Origin of the sequence: Paenibacillus sp. FSL H7-0326 (assembly GCF_001955535.1) — a bacterium.
Lineage (GTDB): Bacteria > Bacillota > Bacilli > Paenibacillales > Paenibacillaceae > Paenibacillus > Paenibacillus shunpengii.
The window spans coordinates 1,960,738-1,979,406 of sequence record NZ_MPVN01000001.1 but is presented as its reverse complement, the minus strand read 5'-3'; the positions used below and the strand labels follow the sequence as shown (position 1 = coordinate 1,979,406).

General features: G+C 47.6%; 17 protein-coding genes. 13 read left to right on the top strand and 4 right to left on the bottom strand.

Features of this window, described 5'->3' with window-relative positions; genetic code table 11:
* Window positions 1-128: 128 nt before the first annotated feature.
* From BK126_RS09545 to BK126_RS09530, 4 genes are read left to right on the top strand one after another with little or no spacing between them, the layout of a single operon-like run.
* A complete protein-coding gene (locus BK126_RS09545; RefSeq protein WP_076312299.1) occupies window positions 129-725 on the top strand; it encodes a TetR/AcrR family transcriptional regulator in 597 nt (198 codons plus the stop codon).
* A gap of 29 nt (window positions 726-754) precedes the next feature.
* Window positions 755-2,074 (top strand): cytosine permease, encoded by a 1,320-nt coding sequence (locus BK126_RS09540; protein WP_076312298.1) that lies wholly within the window; start codon window positions 755-757, stop codon window positions 2,072-2,074.
* A 4-nt stretch (window positions 2,075-2,078) separates the two neighbouring features.
* Window positions 2,079-3,206 (top strand): S-methyl thiohydantoin desulfurase family protein, encoded by a 1,128-nt coding sequence (locus tag BK126_RS09535; RefSeq protein WP_179085529.1) that lies wholly within the window; start codon window positions 2,079-2,081, stop codon window positions 3,204-3,206.
* Window positions 3,203-4,804 carry an ROK family protein gene (locus tag BK126_RS09530; RefSeq protein WP_076312297.1) on the top strand — a complete coding sequence of 534 codons (1,602 nt, stop codon included), beginning with the start codon at window positions 3,203-3,205 and terminating at the stop codon, window positions 4,802-4,804. The genes BK126_RS09535 and BK126_RS09530 overlap by 4 nt, the downstream gene beginning before the upstream one ends.
* A 137-nt stretch (window positions 4,805-4,941) precedes the next feature.
* Here BK126_RS09530 and sdaAA read toward each other — a convergent pair whose 3' ends face one another.
* The 4 genes from sdaAA to BK126_RS09510 all read right to left on the bottom strand — a co-directional run bounded on the left by sdaAA (window position 4,942) and on the right by BK126_RS09510 (window position 9,299).
* Entirely contained in the window at window positions 4,942-5,823 is an 882-nt protein-coding gene (gene sdaAA / locus BK126_RS09525) for an L-serine ammonia-lyase, iron-sulfur-dependent, subunit alpha (protein ID WP_076312296.1), read from the bottom strand.
* A 47-nt stretch (window positions 5,824-5,870) separates the two neighbouring features.
* Window positions 5,871-6,539: an L-serine ammonia-lyase, iron-sulfur-dependent subunit beta gene (gene sdaAB, locus BK126_RS09520; RefSeq protein WP_076312295.1), complete on the bottom strand. Its 669-nt coding sequence runs from the start codon at window positions 6,537-6,539 to the stop codon at window positions 5,871-5,873.
* 5 nt (window positions 6,540-6,544) lie between these two features.
* Window positions 6,545-7,987 carry an amidohydrolase gene (locus tag BK126_RS09515; protein WP_090726651.1) on the bottom strand — a complete coding sequence of 481 codons (1,443 nt, stop codon included), beginning with the start codon at window positions 7,985-7,987 and terminating at the stop codon, window positions 6,545-6,547.
* Between the two features lie 73 nt (window positions 7,988-8,060).
* Window positions 8,061-9,299, bottom strand: coding sequence for an MFS transporter (locus tag BK126_RS09510; protein ID WP_076312294.1), 1,239 nt, complete (start codon window positions 9,297-9,299; stop codon window positions 8,061-8,063).
* Window positions 9,300-9,455: 156 nt separating this feature from the next.
* On the opposite strand from BK126_RS09510, the gene BK126_RS09505 reads away from it, so the two are divergent.
* From BK126_RS09505 to BK126_RS09470, 9 genes are all read left to right on the top strand, one after another.
* The gene (locus tag BK126_RS09505; protein WP_256702795.1) at window positions 9,456-11,513 is read left to right on the top strand and encodes a helix-turn-helix domain-containing protein; all 2,058 of its coding nucleotides are present in this window, start codon (window positions 9,456-9,458) and stop codon (window positions 11,511-11,513) included.
* A gap of 245 nt (window positions 11,514-11,758) precedes the next feature.
* Complete coding sequence (gene htpG, locus BK126_RS09500; RefSeq protein ID WP_076312292.1) at window positions 11,759-13,645, top strand: molecular chaperone HtpG; 1,887 nt, start codon at window positions 11,759-11,761, stop codon at window positions 13,643-13,645.
* Window positions 13,646-13,857: 212 nt separating this feature from the next.
* Window positions 13,858-14,754, top strand: a complete 897-nt coding sequence (locus BK126_RS09495) for a putative RNA methyltransferase (RefSeq protein ID WP_076312291.1) — start codon at window positions 13,858-13,860, stop codon at window positions 14,752-14,754.
* A 20-nt stretch (window positions 14,755-14,774) separates the two neighbouring features.
* Window positions 14,775-16,166: a protoporphyrinogen oxidase gene (gene hemG, locus BK126_RS09490; RefSeq protein ID WP_076312290.1), complete on the top strand. Its 1,392-nt coding sequence runs from the start codon at window positions 14,775-14,777 to the stop codon at window positions 16,164-16,166.
* A gap of 169 nt (window positions 16,167-16,335) precedes the next feature.
* Window positions 16,336-16,491 carry a DUF3934 family protein gene (locus BK126_RS09485; protein ID WP_076312289.1) on the top strand — a complete coding sequence of 52 codons (156 nt, stop codon included), beginning with the start codon at window positions 16,336-16,338 and terminating at the stop codon, window positions 16,489-16,491.
* A 193-nt stretch (window positions 16,492-16,684) separates the two neighbouring features.
* A complete protein-coding gene (locus tag BK126_RS09480) occupies window positions 16,685-16,918 on the top strand; it encodes a YvrJ family protein (RefSeq protein WP_076312288.1) in 234 nt (77 codons plus the stop codon).
* Between the two features lie 113 nt (window positions 16,919-17,031).
* Window positions 17,032-17,520, top strand: coding sequence for a hypothetical protein (locus BK126_RS09475; protein WP_076312287.1), 489 nt, complete (start codon window positions 17,032-17,034; stop codon window positions 17,518-17,520).
* 121 nt (window positions 17,521-17,641) lie between these two features.
* Window positions 17,642-17,809, top strand: coding sequence for a hypothetical protein (locus BK126_RS29370; RefSeq protein WP_177178814.1), 168 nt, complete (start codon window positions 17,642-17,644; stop codon window positions 17,807-17,809).
* A 306-nt stretch (window positions 17,810-18,115) separates the two neighbouring features.
* Window positions 18,116-18,649, top strand: coding sequence for a GNAT family N-acetyltransferase (locus BK126_RS09470; protein WP_076312286.1), 534 nt, complete (start codon window positions 18,116-18,118; stop codon window positions 18,647-18,649).
* Window positions 18,650-18,669 lie beyond the last annotated feature (20 nt).

The following is an 18,669-nucleotide window of genomic DNA, read 5'->3' as shown; positions in this document are numbered from 1 at the left end:
AAGGATTGGGACGTAAAATGCGCAAAGGGGTATAGAGAATACAATAAAAATAATACCTGTTGTATTTTTATACACGTAGACGTATAATTCACTTAATTAACGTTAATTAAAACTAGGATGTGACATTGTTGACGACCAGAAATAAGTTGAGAGATACCGCCATCAGGCTGTTCGGAGAGAAGGGCTACGACGGAACAGCACTATCTGAAATCGCAAAGGCAGTCGGAGTGAAAACACCGGCCATTTATGCTTTTTATGCCAATAAAGAGGATCTGTTCATCTCGGCCTTTAAGGAGGCTATGCAAGCATATAACCAGTTTATTCAGGAACTGCATACTTCGAAGGTACGGGCGGATGCCAAGACCACCCTTCGTAACGTACTTGCAAGACAGTATGAGTTCTACGTGGAGAGCACGGAAACCAATCTATTCGTCATTCGGACACTCCTGTTTCCTCCTTTATTTCTCAAACAGGAAGTGGAGGCGGCATTTGCGGACTCAGATCAGCTGCTAACTCAGGTACTGGAGAGCATTATGGTACAGGGTATGGAGGAGAATCTCATTCCGGATCAGAAGATACAGCCGCTGGTGGATGCTTTCTTAACTTTGATGGACGGACTTGCTATGCAGTATTTCTATTACGGCTCCAAGGAAGTTTTTGAACGTAAGCTGGAACATGCCTTTGACGTGTTCTGGAGAAGTGCAGAGTACGTGACGACAACTTAAGAGCCGGTTCAACCAAGGGGGATCTTGACATGAATGAGGCAAAAAGCGTAATTGAGAACAGCAACGAAGCAAAAATATTAGAAGACTTTGAACGGGAGCCGGTGCCGCAGCATCTGCGTAAGAAATGGCTGACCATGGCCTTCGTATGGATTGCGATTGGAATCGACCTGTCTGCTATGTTTCTAGGTGCAGAGCTCGGAGCAGGGATGAAATTGTCCAGCTCGCTGACCGCAACCTTTATAGGGTCCTTAATTTTGGGTCTCATCGGCGCGCTGTGTGCTTATGTAGGGGCAAAGACGGGGCTCTCCACAGCCATGATAAGCCGGTTCTTGTTTGGAAATAGGGGAGCACGGATTATATCTGTAGTGCTTGGTATTTCCTCGCTCGGCTGGTTTGGTGTTCAGACCGGATTTTTTGCCAGCAATATGCAAACAGCACTTCATGAAATATGGGGAGTCAACCTGTCACTTGGCCTGTTGTCCTTCATCGGCGGCATGCTGATGATGTCTACGGCGATCTGGGGCTACCGTGCGATTGAGAAGCTCAGCGTGTGGTCCGTGCCACTGCTGGTGATTTTTATTTTAATTGCCTTGTATATGGCGTTTCATATGAATGGAACAACTGCCATCTGGGCGCCGATCAGCGCACAGCCAATACCTATGGGTACAGCGATCTCACTCGTTATCGGTATATTTATGCTGGGAACGGTGCTCTCACCGGATATTGCGCGCTGGGCAAGAACGCCAAAGCATGCGATAATGGCCGCATTTGTCGGTTTTTTTGTAGGGAACAGCTTCATGACCGTCATTGCAATCTTCCTCTCCCGAGTGATGGATTCAAGTGATCTTACAGGGATATTCCTTACGATCGGTCTTGGACTTCCCGCCATTATTGTGCTGACACTGGCCCAGTGGACGACGAACACGAACAACCTGTATTCGGCTTCGCTTGGATTCTCGGTTGTGTTCTCCAAAGTACCCAAATTCGTTATTACCATTGTGGCAGGTCTGGTTGCAACCCTGCTCGGGGTGTTCGGCATTTATGACAGCTTTCTCTCGTTTCTCACTTTGATTACGATGCTGATCGCCCCGATCGGCGGTATTTACACAGCGGAATATTTACTCGTGGACAGATCAAAATTTACGTTTGAGGGTCTGGATAAGAACAAGAATTGGATGGTGCGATCACTCATTGTATGGGCCGTATCCAGCCTGTTTGCATACATGACGACAGCAGCGCCGGACGGGCTCGGCCTATTCCAGCTTACGCAGGTTCCTGCACTTGACGGCTTCCTCTTCGCTTTTGTAGTGCAGTGGCTGGTCGCTAAGGTGTTCAGCAAGAAAGGATGACAACATGACAAGCATAAATCGTATGAATAGACTTACAGAGCTTACAGAAGAAGCGATTGAATATATTGCAGTAGGTGCAGCTGTCCTCGGTACAGGGGGCGGCGGCGATCCGCATATCGGCAAACTGATGGCTATAGGAGCCATTAAGAAATACGGGCCGGTAACAGTGGTCTCTCCTGAGGAGCTCGGAGATGATGATCTAGTAGTGCCGTTCTCTATGATTGGTGCGCCAACGGTGATGAATGAGAAAATTCCGGCGCACGAGCAGATGAGTAAGCCATTAGATCTGATTGAAAAAGAGCTTGGCAGAAAGATTACCGCTCTTATGCCGATTGAGGTTGGAGGAGGCAATTCACTTATTCCGGTCATTGCGGCAGCAGAGCGGGGCATTCCTGTGCTCGATGCGGATGCGATGGGCCGGGCTTTCCCGGAATCACAAATGGTTACCTTTTATCTCGATGGTATGGACCCGAGTCCGATTACGATGGCGGATGAACGGGGAAATGCGGTGCTGATGCATGCAATTGACGGCATATGGGAGGAACGGATGGCCCGGGCGGTCACGATCCAGATGGGCGGCTCCGCATCGATCTGCGATTACCCGGCAACCGGTGCACAGATGAAGAAAAGTGTGATTCCACATACGTTATCTCTTGCATATGAGATTGGCAAAACGTTGTTTGAATCGAAGGAGCAGAAGCAGCATCCCATCGAAGCACTGCTTAAGCAGTTGAACGGGTATGCCTTGTTCCATGGCAAGGCGTCAGATATCCGCCGCCGGATGGAGGGAGGCTTCACGCGTGGTGAAGCGACCTTTGAAGGTACTGGCGAGCATAAAGGCCGGACGATGAAGCTGTTTTTCCAGAATGAATTCCTGCTGGCGGTAGAAGGAGAGCAATCTCTTGCTGTAACCCCAGATTTGATATCTCTATTAGACCAAGATACGGGTATGCCAATTACGACAGAGAACCTGAAGTATGGTGCCCGGATCACGGCTGTCGGTTTCCCTTGCGATCCGAAGTGGCGAACGCCGAAGGGCCTTGATACCGTTGGACCGAAGTATTTCGGCTATGACGTTCCTTATGTGCCAATTGAAGAGCTGGCAGCGAAGAAAGGAGCGGATCAGCTATGAATTTAAAGAGAGAAGTGCAGCTGACTGGTGCGGAATTATATCGCATAGGTATTGATGTAGGCGGTACGAATACCGATGCGGCACTGCTTGATTCCAGGCTGAATACGATTCATACGGTGAAGGTGCATACCACGAAGGATGTGAATGAGGGTATAGTTGAAGCCGTTCGCAAGCTGCTGGAAGAAAGCACGGTGAACCCTGCATTCATCAAGTATGCCATGCTGGGAACGACACACTGTACGAATGCGATCGTGGAAAGAAAGAATCTGGGCAAAGTCGGACTCATTCGGATCGGAGCACCTGCGGCAACGACCATTCCTCCACTAACGGGCTGGGATGAAACTCTTGCCTCTGTGATCGGCAATCATGCCTATATGGCCAGAGGTGGTTATGAATATGACGGGCGCACCATTGTTGATATGGATGAGGAGGAAATTCGAAATCTGTGTGAGCGAATGAAGGGTGAGGTAGCATCCGTTGCTATTTGCGGTATCTTCTCTCCAGTGAACACTTCACAGGAGAAGCGGGCCGCGGAGATTGTTCGAGAAGTGCTCGGTGAGGACATGGTAGTAACCCTCTCCCACGAAATTGGCAGCATCGGTCTCCTGGAACGGGAGAATGCCTCTATATTGAACGGCGCTCTTCTTGGTGTCATTTCGGGTGTAGTCCAGGGATTCGAAGCAGCGCTTGAGAGCTTCGGCATTCAAGCCGGTGTCTATATCTGTCAAAATGACGGAACGCTGATGCGCAGTGATTATGCACTTCGTTATCCCATATTGACGATTGCGTGCGGACCGACCAACTCGATCCGTGGAGCTGCACATTTATCTGGACTGAGTGACGCACTGGTCGTGGATATCGGCGGTACGACAACGGACATTGGCGTTCTCAGCCAAGGCTTCCCACGGCAGTCCTCTGCTGCTGTAACACTGGGTGGTGTAAGAACGAACTTCCGAATGCCGGATATTCTATCCATTGGTATTGGGGGAGGAACGATTGTCCGTACGGAGAAATCAAGCGATAGCGAGAGTGGGCTCATTGTTACCGTAGGGCCTGACAGTGTCGGTTATGAGCTGACGAAGCGGGGTACCCTCTTCGGTGGAGATACGCTGACGGCGACGGATGTCGTGGTGAAGCTCGGCAGGACACAGTGGGAAGGCGCTCAAATCGAGGGGATTGACGAGGCAATCTGTATCCAAGCAGATGAAATCATGAAGACCGATATTGAGGATGCTATTGACCGAATGAAGTCGAGTAGTGCGCCAGTCGATGTCATTCTGGTTGGCGGTGGAAGTATATTGGTGCCGGAGGAGCTTGAGGGTGTGGCCCGCATTATTCGCCCAGAATATTATGGTGCGGCGAATGCAATTGGTGCAGCTCTTGGCGAAGTGAGCGGGGAAACGGAACGCATCTATTCACTCGATGAACTGACCTATGATGAAGTAATGGAAGATGCCCGCAGTTATGCGGTAGAGCAGGCGGTTCGGGCAGGAGCAGACCGGGAGACTGTCCAAATCGTCTTTACCGAGGATATTCCACTCGCTTACCTGCCAGGGAATGCACTGCTGGTTAAGGTGAAGGCCGCAGGAAGATTATAACAAAAGATCATGAACAAAAGGCATCCTTCTCAGGTCTATAGACCTTGGGAAAGATGCCTCTTTTATGCAAAGGAATTTCATTTACTTGTTGATTATTCATTTCATTATTCAAGAAACTAATACTTGAGCTGTGAGAATTAATATGGGTTATGCTGCAAATCTCTTGTTATCTTACGACCTGTCGGGGTCTGAGCCAAGCCGCCGCCAGCTGTTTCCCGCAGCGATTCAGGCATGGCCGATCCCACTTCGAGCATGACCTGAACCACTTCGTCCGAAGGGATGATACTTCGAACCCCGGCCAGTGCCATGTCGGCTGCTCCGAGTGCCGTAATGGCGCCGAATCCGTTGCGAACGATGCATGGGATCTCGACCAGGCCTGCCACTGGATCGCAGATCAAGCCAAGCGTATTTTTCAAGGCAAGTCCTACAGCATGAATCGCCTGAGCAGGTGATCCTCCTCGAATATCGACGAGGGCACCTGCTGCCATACCGATGGCGGATCCCACTTCCGCCTGGCAACCGCCTTCTGCTCCAGAGATAAAGGAGTTATTTGCGATCACATAACCTATGGCTCCGGAAGCGAACAAGCCGTAAACCATTTGTTCATCCGTCCACCCGAACCTTTCCTGGCTGCTGATGAACACGCCGGGAATAATGCCGCAGGAGCCGGCCGTCGGTGTCGCAATGATCCGTCCCATGGAAGCGTTGACCTCGGATACCGCAAGAGCGTAAGTCATCGACAAGCTTGCATGATCTCCGAGCATGGATTGTCCGTTCTCACGATAACTTAGCATTTTTCTAGCGTCTCCTCCGGTTAGCCCGCTCTTGGAGGTTGTATCGGTATGCAGTCCCTGATGGACCGCTTTTTTCATAATTTCGTAGTATTCCTTCATTTGAGCAAATACGGCATCCTGGTCCTCGCCTGATTCCAGACATTGTTCCTCCAGCATGAGTCTGCCAAGGGAGAGCTCTCTGGATTCCGCCAGCTCTGCCAGTTGTTTTAATGTTCGAAAGTTCATAAGCGTAAGACTCCTTTATACATGAGATACAGAAAAATGGGGCTTGCTTACAAGATGAGAAGATTAACTTCCTGAATCTCAGGTAAAGTCTTTATTCGTTCAACCAAGGGTGAATGGATCTTACCGTCGCATTCCATGACCATCATGGCTTCACCGCGGCGGTTTTTTCGATCGACAGACATATGACCAATATTAATGCCGGCATCAACCAGCATTCTGGTAACTACGGCGATAACGCCTGGCTCGTCAATATGGCGAAGGATCAGTGTTGGATACAGCCCCGTCATCTTTAGGTGATAGCCGTTGATCCGAACGATTTCGATATTCCCGCCTCCGATCGAAGTACCCACCAAGTTAAGCAGGCGGTCTCCCCCTTTATTTGTCAGGATAATCTCAGCTGTATTGGGATGAGGATAGAGTCCGGTTCCGGGGCCAATGGTAGTGTCCATTCCAGCCGCTTCTGCATGAACAAAGGCATCAGGAAGTCTTGGGTCATCCGTATTCATGTCCAGTAGTCCTCCAACGATAGCTGTATCCGTGCCGTGCCCGCGGTATGTTGCCGCAAACGAGCCGAACATCTTGATCTCAGCATGTGCCGGGCATTCTCCAAACAGTTGTCTTGCTGTACGTCCGATACGTGCCGCACCCGCAGTATGGGAGCTGGACGGTCCGACCATGGCCGGACCTATGATGGAAAAAACGTCTTTAAATCTCAATTCGATCAAGCTCCTCGTTTTGGGGGCTGCACATCCTGTGGAACAAGACAGTCGTACACTTCGCCGCCCAATCTTTCTTTAAATTCCTTATTTGCTTCGGCGACGATACTTGGATCAAGTATGGATTCAATCGCTGTTGCCGCCATCGCTTTAGCCGCGAGCAGCATTCCTTTGTGAGCATAAGTGCTCTTGCCCTGCGCTACTGTCTGCCATGCATGAAGGGGGGTTCCGAACGCCATTGTTGTTGTTACACACTGTGCGGTCGGTACGTTCCAGCTGACATCAGCCACATCCGTTGACCCGCTCATAAACGTTTCTTTATCGTCAGAGAATGGTGCGATAAAGCCGGGGAGCGGCCGCTCGGTTAGCACACCTGCAAGCTGGGGCCCAACCATAGCTTCTGCTTCCTGTTTATTTTGAAGGGGCAAAGTTTCATAAATAGCCTTGGCGTAGGCATATTCTTCCTCTTCATATTCAGGGACTCCAAATTGAGTCAAATTCTTATGCAGCACTTTTTCGAGCGTACTGTTCGGAATGAGGTTGGCACAGGCACCTTCATATTTAAATTCCATTTGTGTTTCGGTCATGAGGGAAGCCCCCTCAGCAATTTTGATTAGCCGTTCGAACAGGCTGCGTACTTGATGTGTCTTAGGAGCGCGGACCAGGTAGGTCACCTCGGCCTCTGCCTGTACCACATTTGGTGAAAATCCGCCTGAATTTGTTATTGCGTAGTGCAGTCTCGCCTGGTCAATCATATGCTCGCGCATATAGTTCGCCCCGATGTTCATGAGCTCAACAGCATCCAAGGCGCTTCGTCCTTGATGAGGGGCTGCAGCTGCATGGGCACTGATCCCCTTGAAAGTAAAAGTACCATGAATAACAGCATTCGAGCTGCCATGCATAACCGCGTTCATGGAGTGGGGATGCCAGGACAGCGCCGCATCCACATCCTTGAAGTAACCTTCACGGGCAAGATAGGTTTTGCCATATCCGCTTTCCTCGGCAGGACAGCCGTAGAAGCGGACTGTTCCGCTTGTACCGGGATGATCCTGAAGGTAGTCTTTCACAGCGACAGCTGCTGCAAGTGCCCCGACACCAAGCAGATTATGCCCGCATCCATGACCGTTTCCGCGAACAGTGACAGGACTAAACGCAGCAATCCCGGCCTCCTGGCTCAAATCTGTCAGTGCATCATATTCACCTAACAGGGCGATGACTGGACTGCCTGTCCCATAGGAGGCGATAAATCCGGTTTCAAGCCCAGCGACTTCTCTCTCTATTGAGAAGCCTTCGGCTTCTAGAATTTCAATGAGAAGCTTGGCTGATTGGAATTCATCGAATCTGGTTTCTGCAAAAGACCATACCTGGTCGCTTGCATTAGTGAACAGCTCGCTTTTTCCTTCGATGGCGTCAGATACATACTTGCTTAAATCGATCGTTGTTGTCATAGGAATACACCTCTCTATTGGCAGTAATTGATTATTGTAAGCAGGTTATTGAATCATAACCGCATGATTCAACTTACACAGTGGTTGGCTGAATATCGGTTGGTTTGATCTTGTCAGAACGGCGTGACAGCATAAGTGAAGCGGAGCAGATTACAGCAAATGCGATCAGCATCACGAAGGCTGCAGTATAAGATCCGCCTGAAGCTTCAACCAGGAAGCCTATAAGCATTGGCGTAAGGAAGCCGGCAAGCTGAGCACCGGTATTGATGAATCCATTTGCAGTTGCTACTACCGTTTCCGGCATCGTTTTAAGGGACTTTGAAATAATGAGTGTTGAAATGAAACCAGCGAGTGCTGTAACGATAGTTTGATGGGTAATGAACATGGCGATACTGCCGGCAGTGCTCATCAAGTACAGGAAAAGGGCCACGAATATGCCGAATACGGAAGCAATAATCCGATCTTTACCTGCGGGAATGCGGTCAAGTATATAGCCGCTGAGCAGCATGGTGAAAATGCTGATGACAGCCGGAATAGCAGAAAGTAGACCCATTTGCGTCATATCCAGCCCTCTGACATTGACCATATAAGTAGGCATCCAGGATTGCAGCCCCCAGTTCACGGCATAAATGCTGAAGTAACCGATAAACAGGTTCCAGATCATAGGGGTTTTAAGAACAACCTTAAATGGCACCTTTTCTTTAGGCGCAGGAACTGCCTCCGATTGCAGAGGCTGAGCCGGCTCTTTTAATAGGAAGAACATAAGGATTGTAACCAGAATTCCTACGGCACCGATGATATAGAACAGGGTCCGCCAGCCGATGGTTTCAAGCGCCTGACTCGTAAGGATCGGAGTTACAACACCCATAATTGCACCGGAGGCGAGCATAATTGACATCGCACTGCTTCTCTGATTTATCGGGAAAGTGGTAGCAATGGCCTTTGATCCAGATGGAAAAAAGCTGCCTTCTCCAATCCCGAACAGGAAGCGGACGAAGATGAGTGAGAACAGAGACCAGGCTGAGCCGGTCAAGATGGTGAAGATGGACCAGGCGAAGACAGAGACGAGAATGACTTTCCGATAGCCGAAACGGTCAGCGAGTGCCCCGCCCGGAATTTGCATAATAGCGTAGCCGAGGAAAAAACTGCTCAGAATGATTCCTTGGGCGGACGCGCTGAGACCCAGATCTTGTGTGATCCCTACAATGGCATAGTTCATCACAAACCGATCGAGATTGCCTAGACACCAGCCGAGAAATAAAAGAGCGAGTACAATGTACTTAAAGTTTTTGCTTTGTACGACCTTCGACATTGTGTTACCTTCTTTCTCATCAATTGTTATATTTATGCGTTTGTTATATTAAAGTTACAGGATGAAGGGGTTTTAATACAATGTATATCTTTGTATAATTAGCTCTATTATTATGTGAAAACCTACATTGACATGGGGGCGGAGCTATTGAACGGAGTGCTGCATGAAATCTTACATGAACGTTTAGGTAATTGGGATTATGAGATCTGGATGAGTGAGAATTGGTCGGATTGGCGGCTAATTACTTCGATTGGGGATAGGAAGACAGCTGCTCCTGAATTTCGATGCAATTCCCCTCTTCATCATCCGGAGTATCGGCTGGAAAAAGAAAATATTACGTTAGCTTTTCTTCCATATAACAACAACGTGTGTATATCTGTCCGACTGTTTTCAAAATGTGATTTTTCTGCAGAAGAACTGGTGGAGATTTCATCTCTCTTGTATCCGTATTATGCAGAAGCGGTAGCTGCAAAGCATGAGCGTGCGTTGAATGAAGTCATGAACAGCATTCGGGACGTGACTCAGCTGCTCGATCTGAATGAACTGCTCAGCCGAATTCTTGTAAGTGCGCTGTCTGTTATTCCTTATGAATGCATTGGTGTTCTGTGGCAATATGATCCTGAAATCGATGCCTTGACGGTTAAGGCAAGAGCAGGGGGGCTTGGCGAGGGGATGCTTCAAATGAAGCTGAAGCCAGGAGAAGGAATCATTGGGCATACATTCAGCAGAGGCACACCTAAATTGTATAGCAATATGCTGATGCTGGAGGATGATTTCGGCAATATGACGCTCGAAAATAGGCGTCATTTGAATACGGCTTATGATTTTGAAGATATTTGTGGTATTATTTCCGTTCCCATCAAGGTTGAAGGTCAAACGGAATGTGTGCTCATTGTATATCAAAGGGGAAATGTGCCGCTGTTTACGGAATCAGATGTGAGGCTTCTACAGAGCTTCGCGGATCAGGTATCTATTGCACTGACGAATGCGAGGCTGTATGACAACTTAAGCAGACAGAACGAAACACTTGTCAGACGGGATGAGATCCATTCTTCTTTGATGCGTCTATCGCTGCAAAATAAAGGTGTGGTGTCCATCGTCAGTGAGCTGACGCGTATTATCGGCATACCGCTGACCTTTGTGGACTTTATTGATAATGAATGGTTTCCTAAGCGGGGAAATGCGATAAGTAAATGGAGCATTGAGAGTCTGAGAGAACTATATCGATCATTGAATCCTTCTGATTACTTGACCTTTGTTGCAGGAGTAGAAGGGGAGATGAATCAGTATCTATATCCCATTGCTTCCGCAAATCAATGCCTCGGCTACCTCATTATCCGTATGAACGAAAGACTCTCACCGCTGCAGCTGGTTGCACTTGAGCAGGGTAGCTCTGTACTCGCGCTGGAGCTGATGAGAAAGCAGTCTCTCGCTGAATTTTATTTCAAAAGAACACAGCAATTCTTTAATGACCTCAGGCTCAGCAAAGATTCGGAGGAATACTGGGTGAGATCTGCAGAGATCGGTATTACTCCCAGTACACAAATTATCGTTGGTCTACTTGAATTCACGGAGCTGGTAAGTCCGGTTATGCTCAGCACTCTTTCACTTCAGCTTGTGTCCTATTTGCGGGAGAAGCTGCCCTCGGGGAACATGCCCATCGCATTTGGCAGTGAAAGACGTATCACCGTCATGCTTGTTCCATCGGAAGCCCATAGGCCTGGAGAAATTGAAGAGAAGTTTATTACCTCCTTGCCGAAATGGGAGAGCAAAAATAATACAAAGCTGTTCGGGGGCTTAGGTTCAATGCGCCTAGGGCTGGATGCCATTAATACGAGCTATCAGGAGGCGGATAAGGCGCTGGCCTACCAAAAGGCTCGTGGTGTGCAAGGGGTAATTCGCTATATGGATATCGGAGTAAATCGATTGTTTATCCGGCAGCCTGCTGAGGATCTGAATGATTTTATAGCAGAGGTGTTTGAGCCGCTCAGAACAGCCAAAGGGCAAGCCGGGGGTCTTGAGGAAACGCTGATTACCTATATGGCCTGCGGCGGATCTGCGGCACAAGCGGCAAGTGAGCTTCATATTCATATCAACACACTGTATCAGCGCATCCATAAGATTGAAGAGATATTAGGCATGTCCTTTAATAATCAGGAGCATCTTCTTCACTTGCAGCTGGCTTGTTACCTTCGGCAGTCGACTCGTTTATAGGTCATGAAGCTTCCACCTTCTAAAATATATATGAGGACAAGTTCAATATTGCTCACATGAATTTACCTCCTACATGAAGGATCGAGCCTATTTTAATCGAAGTTATAGCGGATTGGGTTGATTTCAAATCCAAACTTGACATCAATTTTTCCAATATGATATATAAGTAGAAGAGTTAGCACTCTAAGCTTTAGAGTGCTAAAAATTTGAGCAAGGATGCTCATAGAATAGAAGGGAGACTAATCATGGCAACAAAGCAATTTAAGGCCGAATCCAAGCGCTTGCTGGAGATGATGGTTAACTCTATTTACACGCAAAAGGAAATTTTTCTAAGAGAGCTTATCTCCAACGCCAGCGATGCGATTGACAAGATGTACTATAAGGCATTGGTTGAGGATCAGCTGACTTTTAATAACGAAGATTATTTCATTAAGATTACCGCAGATAAAGAAAACCGCACACTCACCATTTCAGACACAGGGATCGGGATGACGCAGGAGGAGCTGGAGAACAACCTGGGGATCATCGCGAACAGCGGATCTTTTGCGTTCAAGAACGAGAATGAGCTGAAGGACGGCCATAACATTATTGGACAATTCGGGGTGGGCTTCTATTCTGCGTTCATGGTTGCAGATGAGATTACGGTGATTACGAAGGCTTGGGGCAGCGAGCAGGCCTATAAATGGCAGTCTCAAGGCGCAGATGGATACACGATTGATCCAGCTGACAAAGACAGCGTAGGAACTGATATCATTCTTCACATTAGAGAGAATACAGAAGAAGATTCTTACGATGAATTCCTGGAGGAGTATCGTCTTAGAACGATTATTAAGAAATATTCCGATTTCATTCGTTATCCGATCAAGATGGACGTGAAGACGCAGAAGCCGAAGGAAGATGCGGAGAACGAGTTTGAGGAAGTTACCGAAGAGCAGACCGTAAACAGCATGGTTCCGATCTGGCGCAAGAACAAGAGTGAGCTGACAGATGAAGACTATGAGAACTTCTATTTCGAGAAACGCTACGGCTTCGACAAGCCGCTGAAGCACGTACATATCAGTGCTGACGGTGCTGTTGTGTACAATGCCATTCTGTTTATTCCGGAGAAAACGCCGTTCGACTATTACACCAAGGAATATGAGAAAGGCCTTGAGCTCTACTCTAACGGCGTATTGATCATGGATAAATGCGGAGACCTGCTGCCGGATTACTTCAGCTTTGTCAAAGGGATGGTCGATTCCGAGGATCTGTCCTTGAACATTTCCCGCGAGCTGCTGCAGCATGATCGTCAATTGAAGCTGATCGCGAAGAACATCAAGAACAAGATCAAATCTGCGCTGCAATCCATGATGAAGGATGAGCGTGAGAATTATGAGAAATTCTACGAATCGTTTGGCAGACAGCTTAAATTTGGAGTATACAACGATTATGGCATGAACAAGGGCGATCTTCAGGATCTCCTGCTGTTCTATTCCTCCAAGGAGCAGAAGCTGGTCAGCCTGGCTGAATACGTCTCCCGTATGCCGGAAGATCAGAAATATATTTACTATGCAACAGGTGAGTCCGTGCAGCGTATTGAACGTCTGCCGCAAACCGAGCTCGTGGCGGATAAAGGCTATGAAATTCTCTATTTCACTGACGATGTGGATGAGTTCGCCATCAAGATGCTGATGAGCTACCAGGAGAAAGAGTTCCGTTCTGTATCGAGCGGTGATCTTGGATTTGAAGCAGATAGCAGCGAAGAGGAAGCGGAAGCGAAGGAATCCGAGAACAAGGAATTGTTTGAGAAAATGCAGGAGCTCTTGGGCGGTAAAGTGAAGAGTGTCAAGGCTTCCAAGCGTCTCAAATCCCATCCGGTTTGCCTATCCGCCGACGGTGAAATCACCATCGAGATGGAGAAAGTGCTGAATGCGATGCCGAATGCAGACGGCCAGCAGGTCAAAGCCGACAAAGTGCTGGAGATTAATGCGAATCATGATGTGTTCAGTGCATTGAAGCAGGCGTTTGAGAACGATCAAGATAAATTCGCGGTGTACACCAGTGTTCTATACAACCAGGCGCTGCTGATTGAAGGACTTCAGGTGGAAGATCCCGTCGCGTTCACGAATGATATTTGCAAAATCATGGCGTAAGGTTTACTACAGCTTCATGCCACGGTAAAATAAAGTGAGAACAGAGGTTTCTGTTCTCACTTTTCTATTTTAAGGAGAACGACGTATGATAATTCAGTTCATTCGCTATCGTTAATGAGAGGTACAGATTATAAGTAAGCCCAGGCGTTTTTTTTAAAACTACAAGCCAGGGGTTTATTTTTCTGTGCCTTTTTCATTCTTACGATAAATGAATGAACGGGGTGTACTACGTGTTGAATTCTCATATGTTGCATTTGCTTCGTTGTCCCATGTGTCACGGAGTAATGGATTCAAGGTCTGGAAAAAGCCTGTTTTGTCCACAAGGACATACTTTTGATATATCGAAATTTGGTTACATTAATTTGCTGCTGCGTGCGGTTAAAACCCCATATGGTCGCACATTATTCCGTGCACGCAAGCAGCTGATCTCCGCTGGTAAGCTTGAACCACTGATTGAGGCAATCGCGGTAGGAATAATGAAGCATTTACCGGATCAATTTCGGTACAATAATACCTCCACACCGAATATGCTGCTGGATGCCGGATGCGGCGAAGGATCATTATTAATTCAGATTCAGCAGAAGCTTGTCTCCCTGACGAGACATGAATGGTTCGGTGCTGGGCTCGATATTTCCAAGGAAGGAATTCTGCTTGCGGCCAAGCAAGAAGCAGATAACCTCTGGTGCGTCGGAGATTTGGCCAGAATGCCGTTTAGGAGCAGCAGCTTTCCTTATATTCTGAATATCCTGTCCCCCTCCAATTATGAAGAGTTTCACAGACTGCTTACAGATGATGGCATCATCATTAAGGTTATTCCGGGCAGCGGGTATTTGCAGGAGCTGAGAAGCCGATTCTATGAGCATACGGCGCAGCAGTCGTACGATAATAAGCGCACAATCGAGCATTTTTCCCATCATTACCACATCATTCGTGAGGAGAAGGTGAGCTACACACTTCAGCTTGACGCGGAGGAAATGGCTCATTTGGTTCATATGACACCCCTGACCTGGGGGATTGCAGAACATAAGCTGAAGGAAGTTATCAGGCAGCAGAATATTACTTTTGAGTATCATATTTTGTATGGCACAAAGAAGAATAACAACTTATAGATATAGAAGGTGTGATTCCATTGAAGACAGTGGCTATCGTCGGCGGAGGCATTACAGGTCTGTCCTGTGCCTATCATTTGCAAAAAGAAATAAGAACAAGCGGTCAAGACGTGCGAATTGTGTTATTAGAAGCGGAGTCTGCGCTGGGCGGGAAGATCAGCACCGTGCATGATGGAGAGTTTACGATGGAGACGGGAGCCGATTCCATTGTGACGCGCAAGAAGAATACGTTCCAATACATTGAGCAGCTTGGGCTGACCGATCGAGTCGTTTACAACGAGACAGGGACTTCTTTTGTCCACAGTGATGGGGCGCTGAAGCAGATACCGGATGATTCCATGTTCGGGATACCGATGAGCATCGAATCTCTGGCCAGCACGACGCTTGTGTCAGCTGAAGGAAAGGTCGAGGCACTTAAGGATTTTTATACACCGAATGACCGGTTTACCCAAAATGATTCATTGGGTGAATTTCTGGAGGCCTTTCTCGGCAAGGAATTTGTAGAGAAGCAGATTGCACCTGTTATATCCGGAGTATATTCGGGGAATATATATGACCTTACGCTGGCATCGACACTGTCCTATCTCTTGGACTACAAAAACGAATATGGAAGTCTGATTCGTGGACTGTCTGAGCAGCGAGCCAAGCTGAAGTCCTCTGGAGAGAAGAAATTCCTCTCCTTTGCCGGAGGGATGTCGGATCTCATTGAGGCGTTTGAGAGGGAGCTCTCGGAGGTGGATATTCGCACAGCTACATCCGTTACCCGCATTGAGCCTGTGAATGGAAAGTATGCGCTGAGTCTGTCGACCGATGATGTATTAGAAGCCGATTATGTCGTGCTCAGCGTTCCTCATACCGCAGCGGGAAGCATGCTGGCTAAGCCTGAGCTTACGGAGGATTTTGACCAGCTGAAGAGCAGCTCCTTGATCAGCGTCTATTTGGGCTTTGATGTGCCGGACAGTGAGCTGCCGGCTAACGGGACGGGGTTCATCACGACGGATGCGAGTGCCCTGAAGTGCAATGCTTGCACATGGACAAGCCGAAAGTGGAAGCATACCTCGGATCACAGCCGTCTGCTGGTCAGACTTTTTTATAAAAGCACGAAGCCGGTATATGACTCTCTTCTTCCGTTATCCGAGGAGGAGCTCATCGAAGTTGCGCTGACGGACATTCGCGAGGCAATGGGAATTTCGGCGAAGCCGATCACACATCACGTCCGCAAATGGCATGAGCAAATGCCAAATTACCATATGAAGCATCATGAGCTGGTTCAGTCGCTGGAGCATAATATGGCACTTTATTTCCCGGGAATTTGGCTGGCGGGCTGCTCCTACTATGGAGTAGGGATTCCTGATTGTATGCTGAATGGGGAGAAGACAGCAGCACAAGTCATGGGGCAGTTGCTCTCTTAATATGACATGACAAATGCGGATTCTATCCAAAATTCGATAAACAGGTACATGGAGGAGCATCTTAAAGCTTCTTCCTAAACCGCGGATACTGTACATTGAGCTCTCATTCCTGTATAGTGATAGGCTAACCCATAAGTATGGAAATGAATATAAAGTGGTGAAGGATAGCATGGCAAAAGGTAAAGGCGGAACAGGCAGAGGGACAGGCAAAAAAGGCTGGAATCGCTGGCAAGCCAGTGAGCGACGCGCCAAGAGTGCACCCAAGCCTTATAAGAGTAAAGGCACTAAGAAGTCTTCGGATACGGCTTCCGAAGGTCAGAAATAAAGCGACATCAATGTAACAGGATATAGAGAATTCACTTTTCAGTGAAGTGAACTTAGACCGTCCGGCAGGAATTCCGGGCGGTTCTTTGCGTTGCGATGAGTTCGGTTAAGAACCGTTTTTCACGAAAAATACGGATCGTGGTTGTAAAATGTCCGATTCCATTACCTTTCCATATATAAGGGAGGGATTTACAATGGAGTTAATTAATTTGGAAGAGATCATTTATCTAGTGACGAATATCGGCTTTCCTATGGCGGTTTGTGTCATTTTGCTCCGGTATATTCTGAGCACGATTGGGACGCGTTTAGATAAGCTGGACAATTCCATAACCCGGCTGACAAAGACGGTTCGGGATTTGGATGCCGAAGCCAAAGCAGCGACGAACAGTCAAGCAATCAAGACAGATCGGGACAAAGAGGGCGGGTAATTTCACTCCTCCTTTTGATGGGGGTAGTTAAGAGCAGTTACTATTGCTGAATCGATATGTAATTCCTTCGCATAAGAAAAAATTATCATTTAAGAAATGGAGTATTTTTATCTATGAATCGTCTAACAAAACTTATGCTATTTACCGTTTTAACAGGCTTGCTGGCAGCAGGCTGCTCAGAACCAGCCGTGGTCGAAGAAGCTGCGCCGAAATTAGAGAAAGTTTATTATCTTCTGGACGGAGCAGGTACTCCCCAATACGAAGAGATACCAGAACCAGATCAGATGCATATGGAATATTCCCACTACAATGACGCAGGACGCGAAGTTCGGATTACTGCAGAAATTACGAATAATCCGGATTATCAAGTCCAGTTCGTATTACCTGACGAGGCAGAGAAGGTCTTCACTGAACCTGAGGTTAGTATGGCCACCAGTAATGAAGAGACAAGCACTTATGAAGTGAGGTTTGAAGTGAAAGAGGAGTATTTCACAGCGCATCCCGATGTGCAAGTGGTGTATGATACGGCCTGGGAACAGTCCAAGGATGACCAGAAATTTATAATTTGGAAAACACAGACATCGGTATCCTCGCAGATATGAATTAGAGCAGGTTAACGATGCAAATTACAGTTAATCGTCAGCGTTAGCGTTTCGTTTTCGCCGCAGAGGGTAAATTTCAAGCAAGACACGATGAAATCTATCCTATAAGGAGGAAGTTACCATGTCTAAAAAAAGAGGAATTATTATGACAGCGATTGGCGCTGGAGTCACTTACTTGATGAGGAATAAAAAAGCGAGGGATAAGCTGTTTACATCCGTTTCCAGTATGATGAGAAGCTCGCGATCATCACATGGAGGCAAAAAAGTACCGCGTGTGGATTTGAAATAGGCTACAGCCTACCCACTCACTTATCAGCAGGCATACCTGCTTGACAGTCACTCAGCTGTTATTTATTCAATACTTCATATGAAGGGAAAAGTCCAGGCCAAAAGGCCCGGGCTTTTCTGTTGTGTCCACATCATTATGGGAAGAGTTGGATAAGATAGATTGTACGTAACGGGGCATCATTGATCATTGCATCAAGGGTGAGCTGTATGTTTGAGTTTATTTGAAGATCAGTGCTAGACTGAACAAGGCAGCACATTGGCTGCAGCTTACAAAATCAAGCAGATTGAGGCATGAGGAAGTGAGAGAATGATTCACCCAGAAAAGTTTGATCAAATATATAGCATTATGGAGGATTCTTTTCCAATTATTGAGTTTCGGAGCTATGAAGGGCAGAAGAGGCTATTGTCTAATCCGTATTATCGCCTGCTGACACAACAGGATGAGCAAGGGAAGGTCATTGCTTTTCTCGCAGGGTGGGAATTCGAGAGCTTTCGATTTGTGGAGCATATCGCCGTAACACCGGTCATTCGAGGGGGAGGAAGAGGACGGCTGTTAATGGAACAATTCATGAAGGAATCGGCTCTGCCGGTAATTCTAGAAGTCGAGCCTCCCGAAGATGAGCTGAAGCGAAGAAGAATCGGATTCTACGAACGGCTCGGTTTTCAGCTAGGGGATCACAAATATATGCAGCCGCCACTGCGTGAAGGCCAGCCGGATCTGCCCCTGTGTATCATGAGCTATCCTCAGCGATTGACAGAAACGGAGTTCCATTCGTATAAGGTACAGCTGTACAAGGAAGTTTACGGCGTTTCCTTAGATGAGCCGAGCACATTGAATTAAGAACGGTTGATTACGGAGAT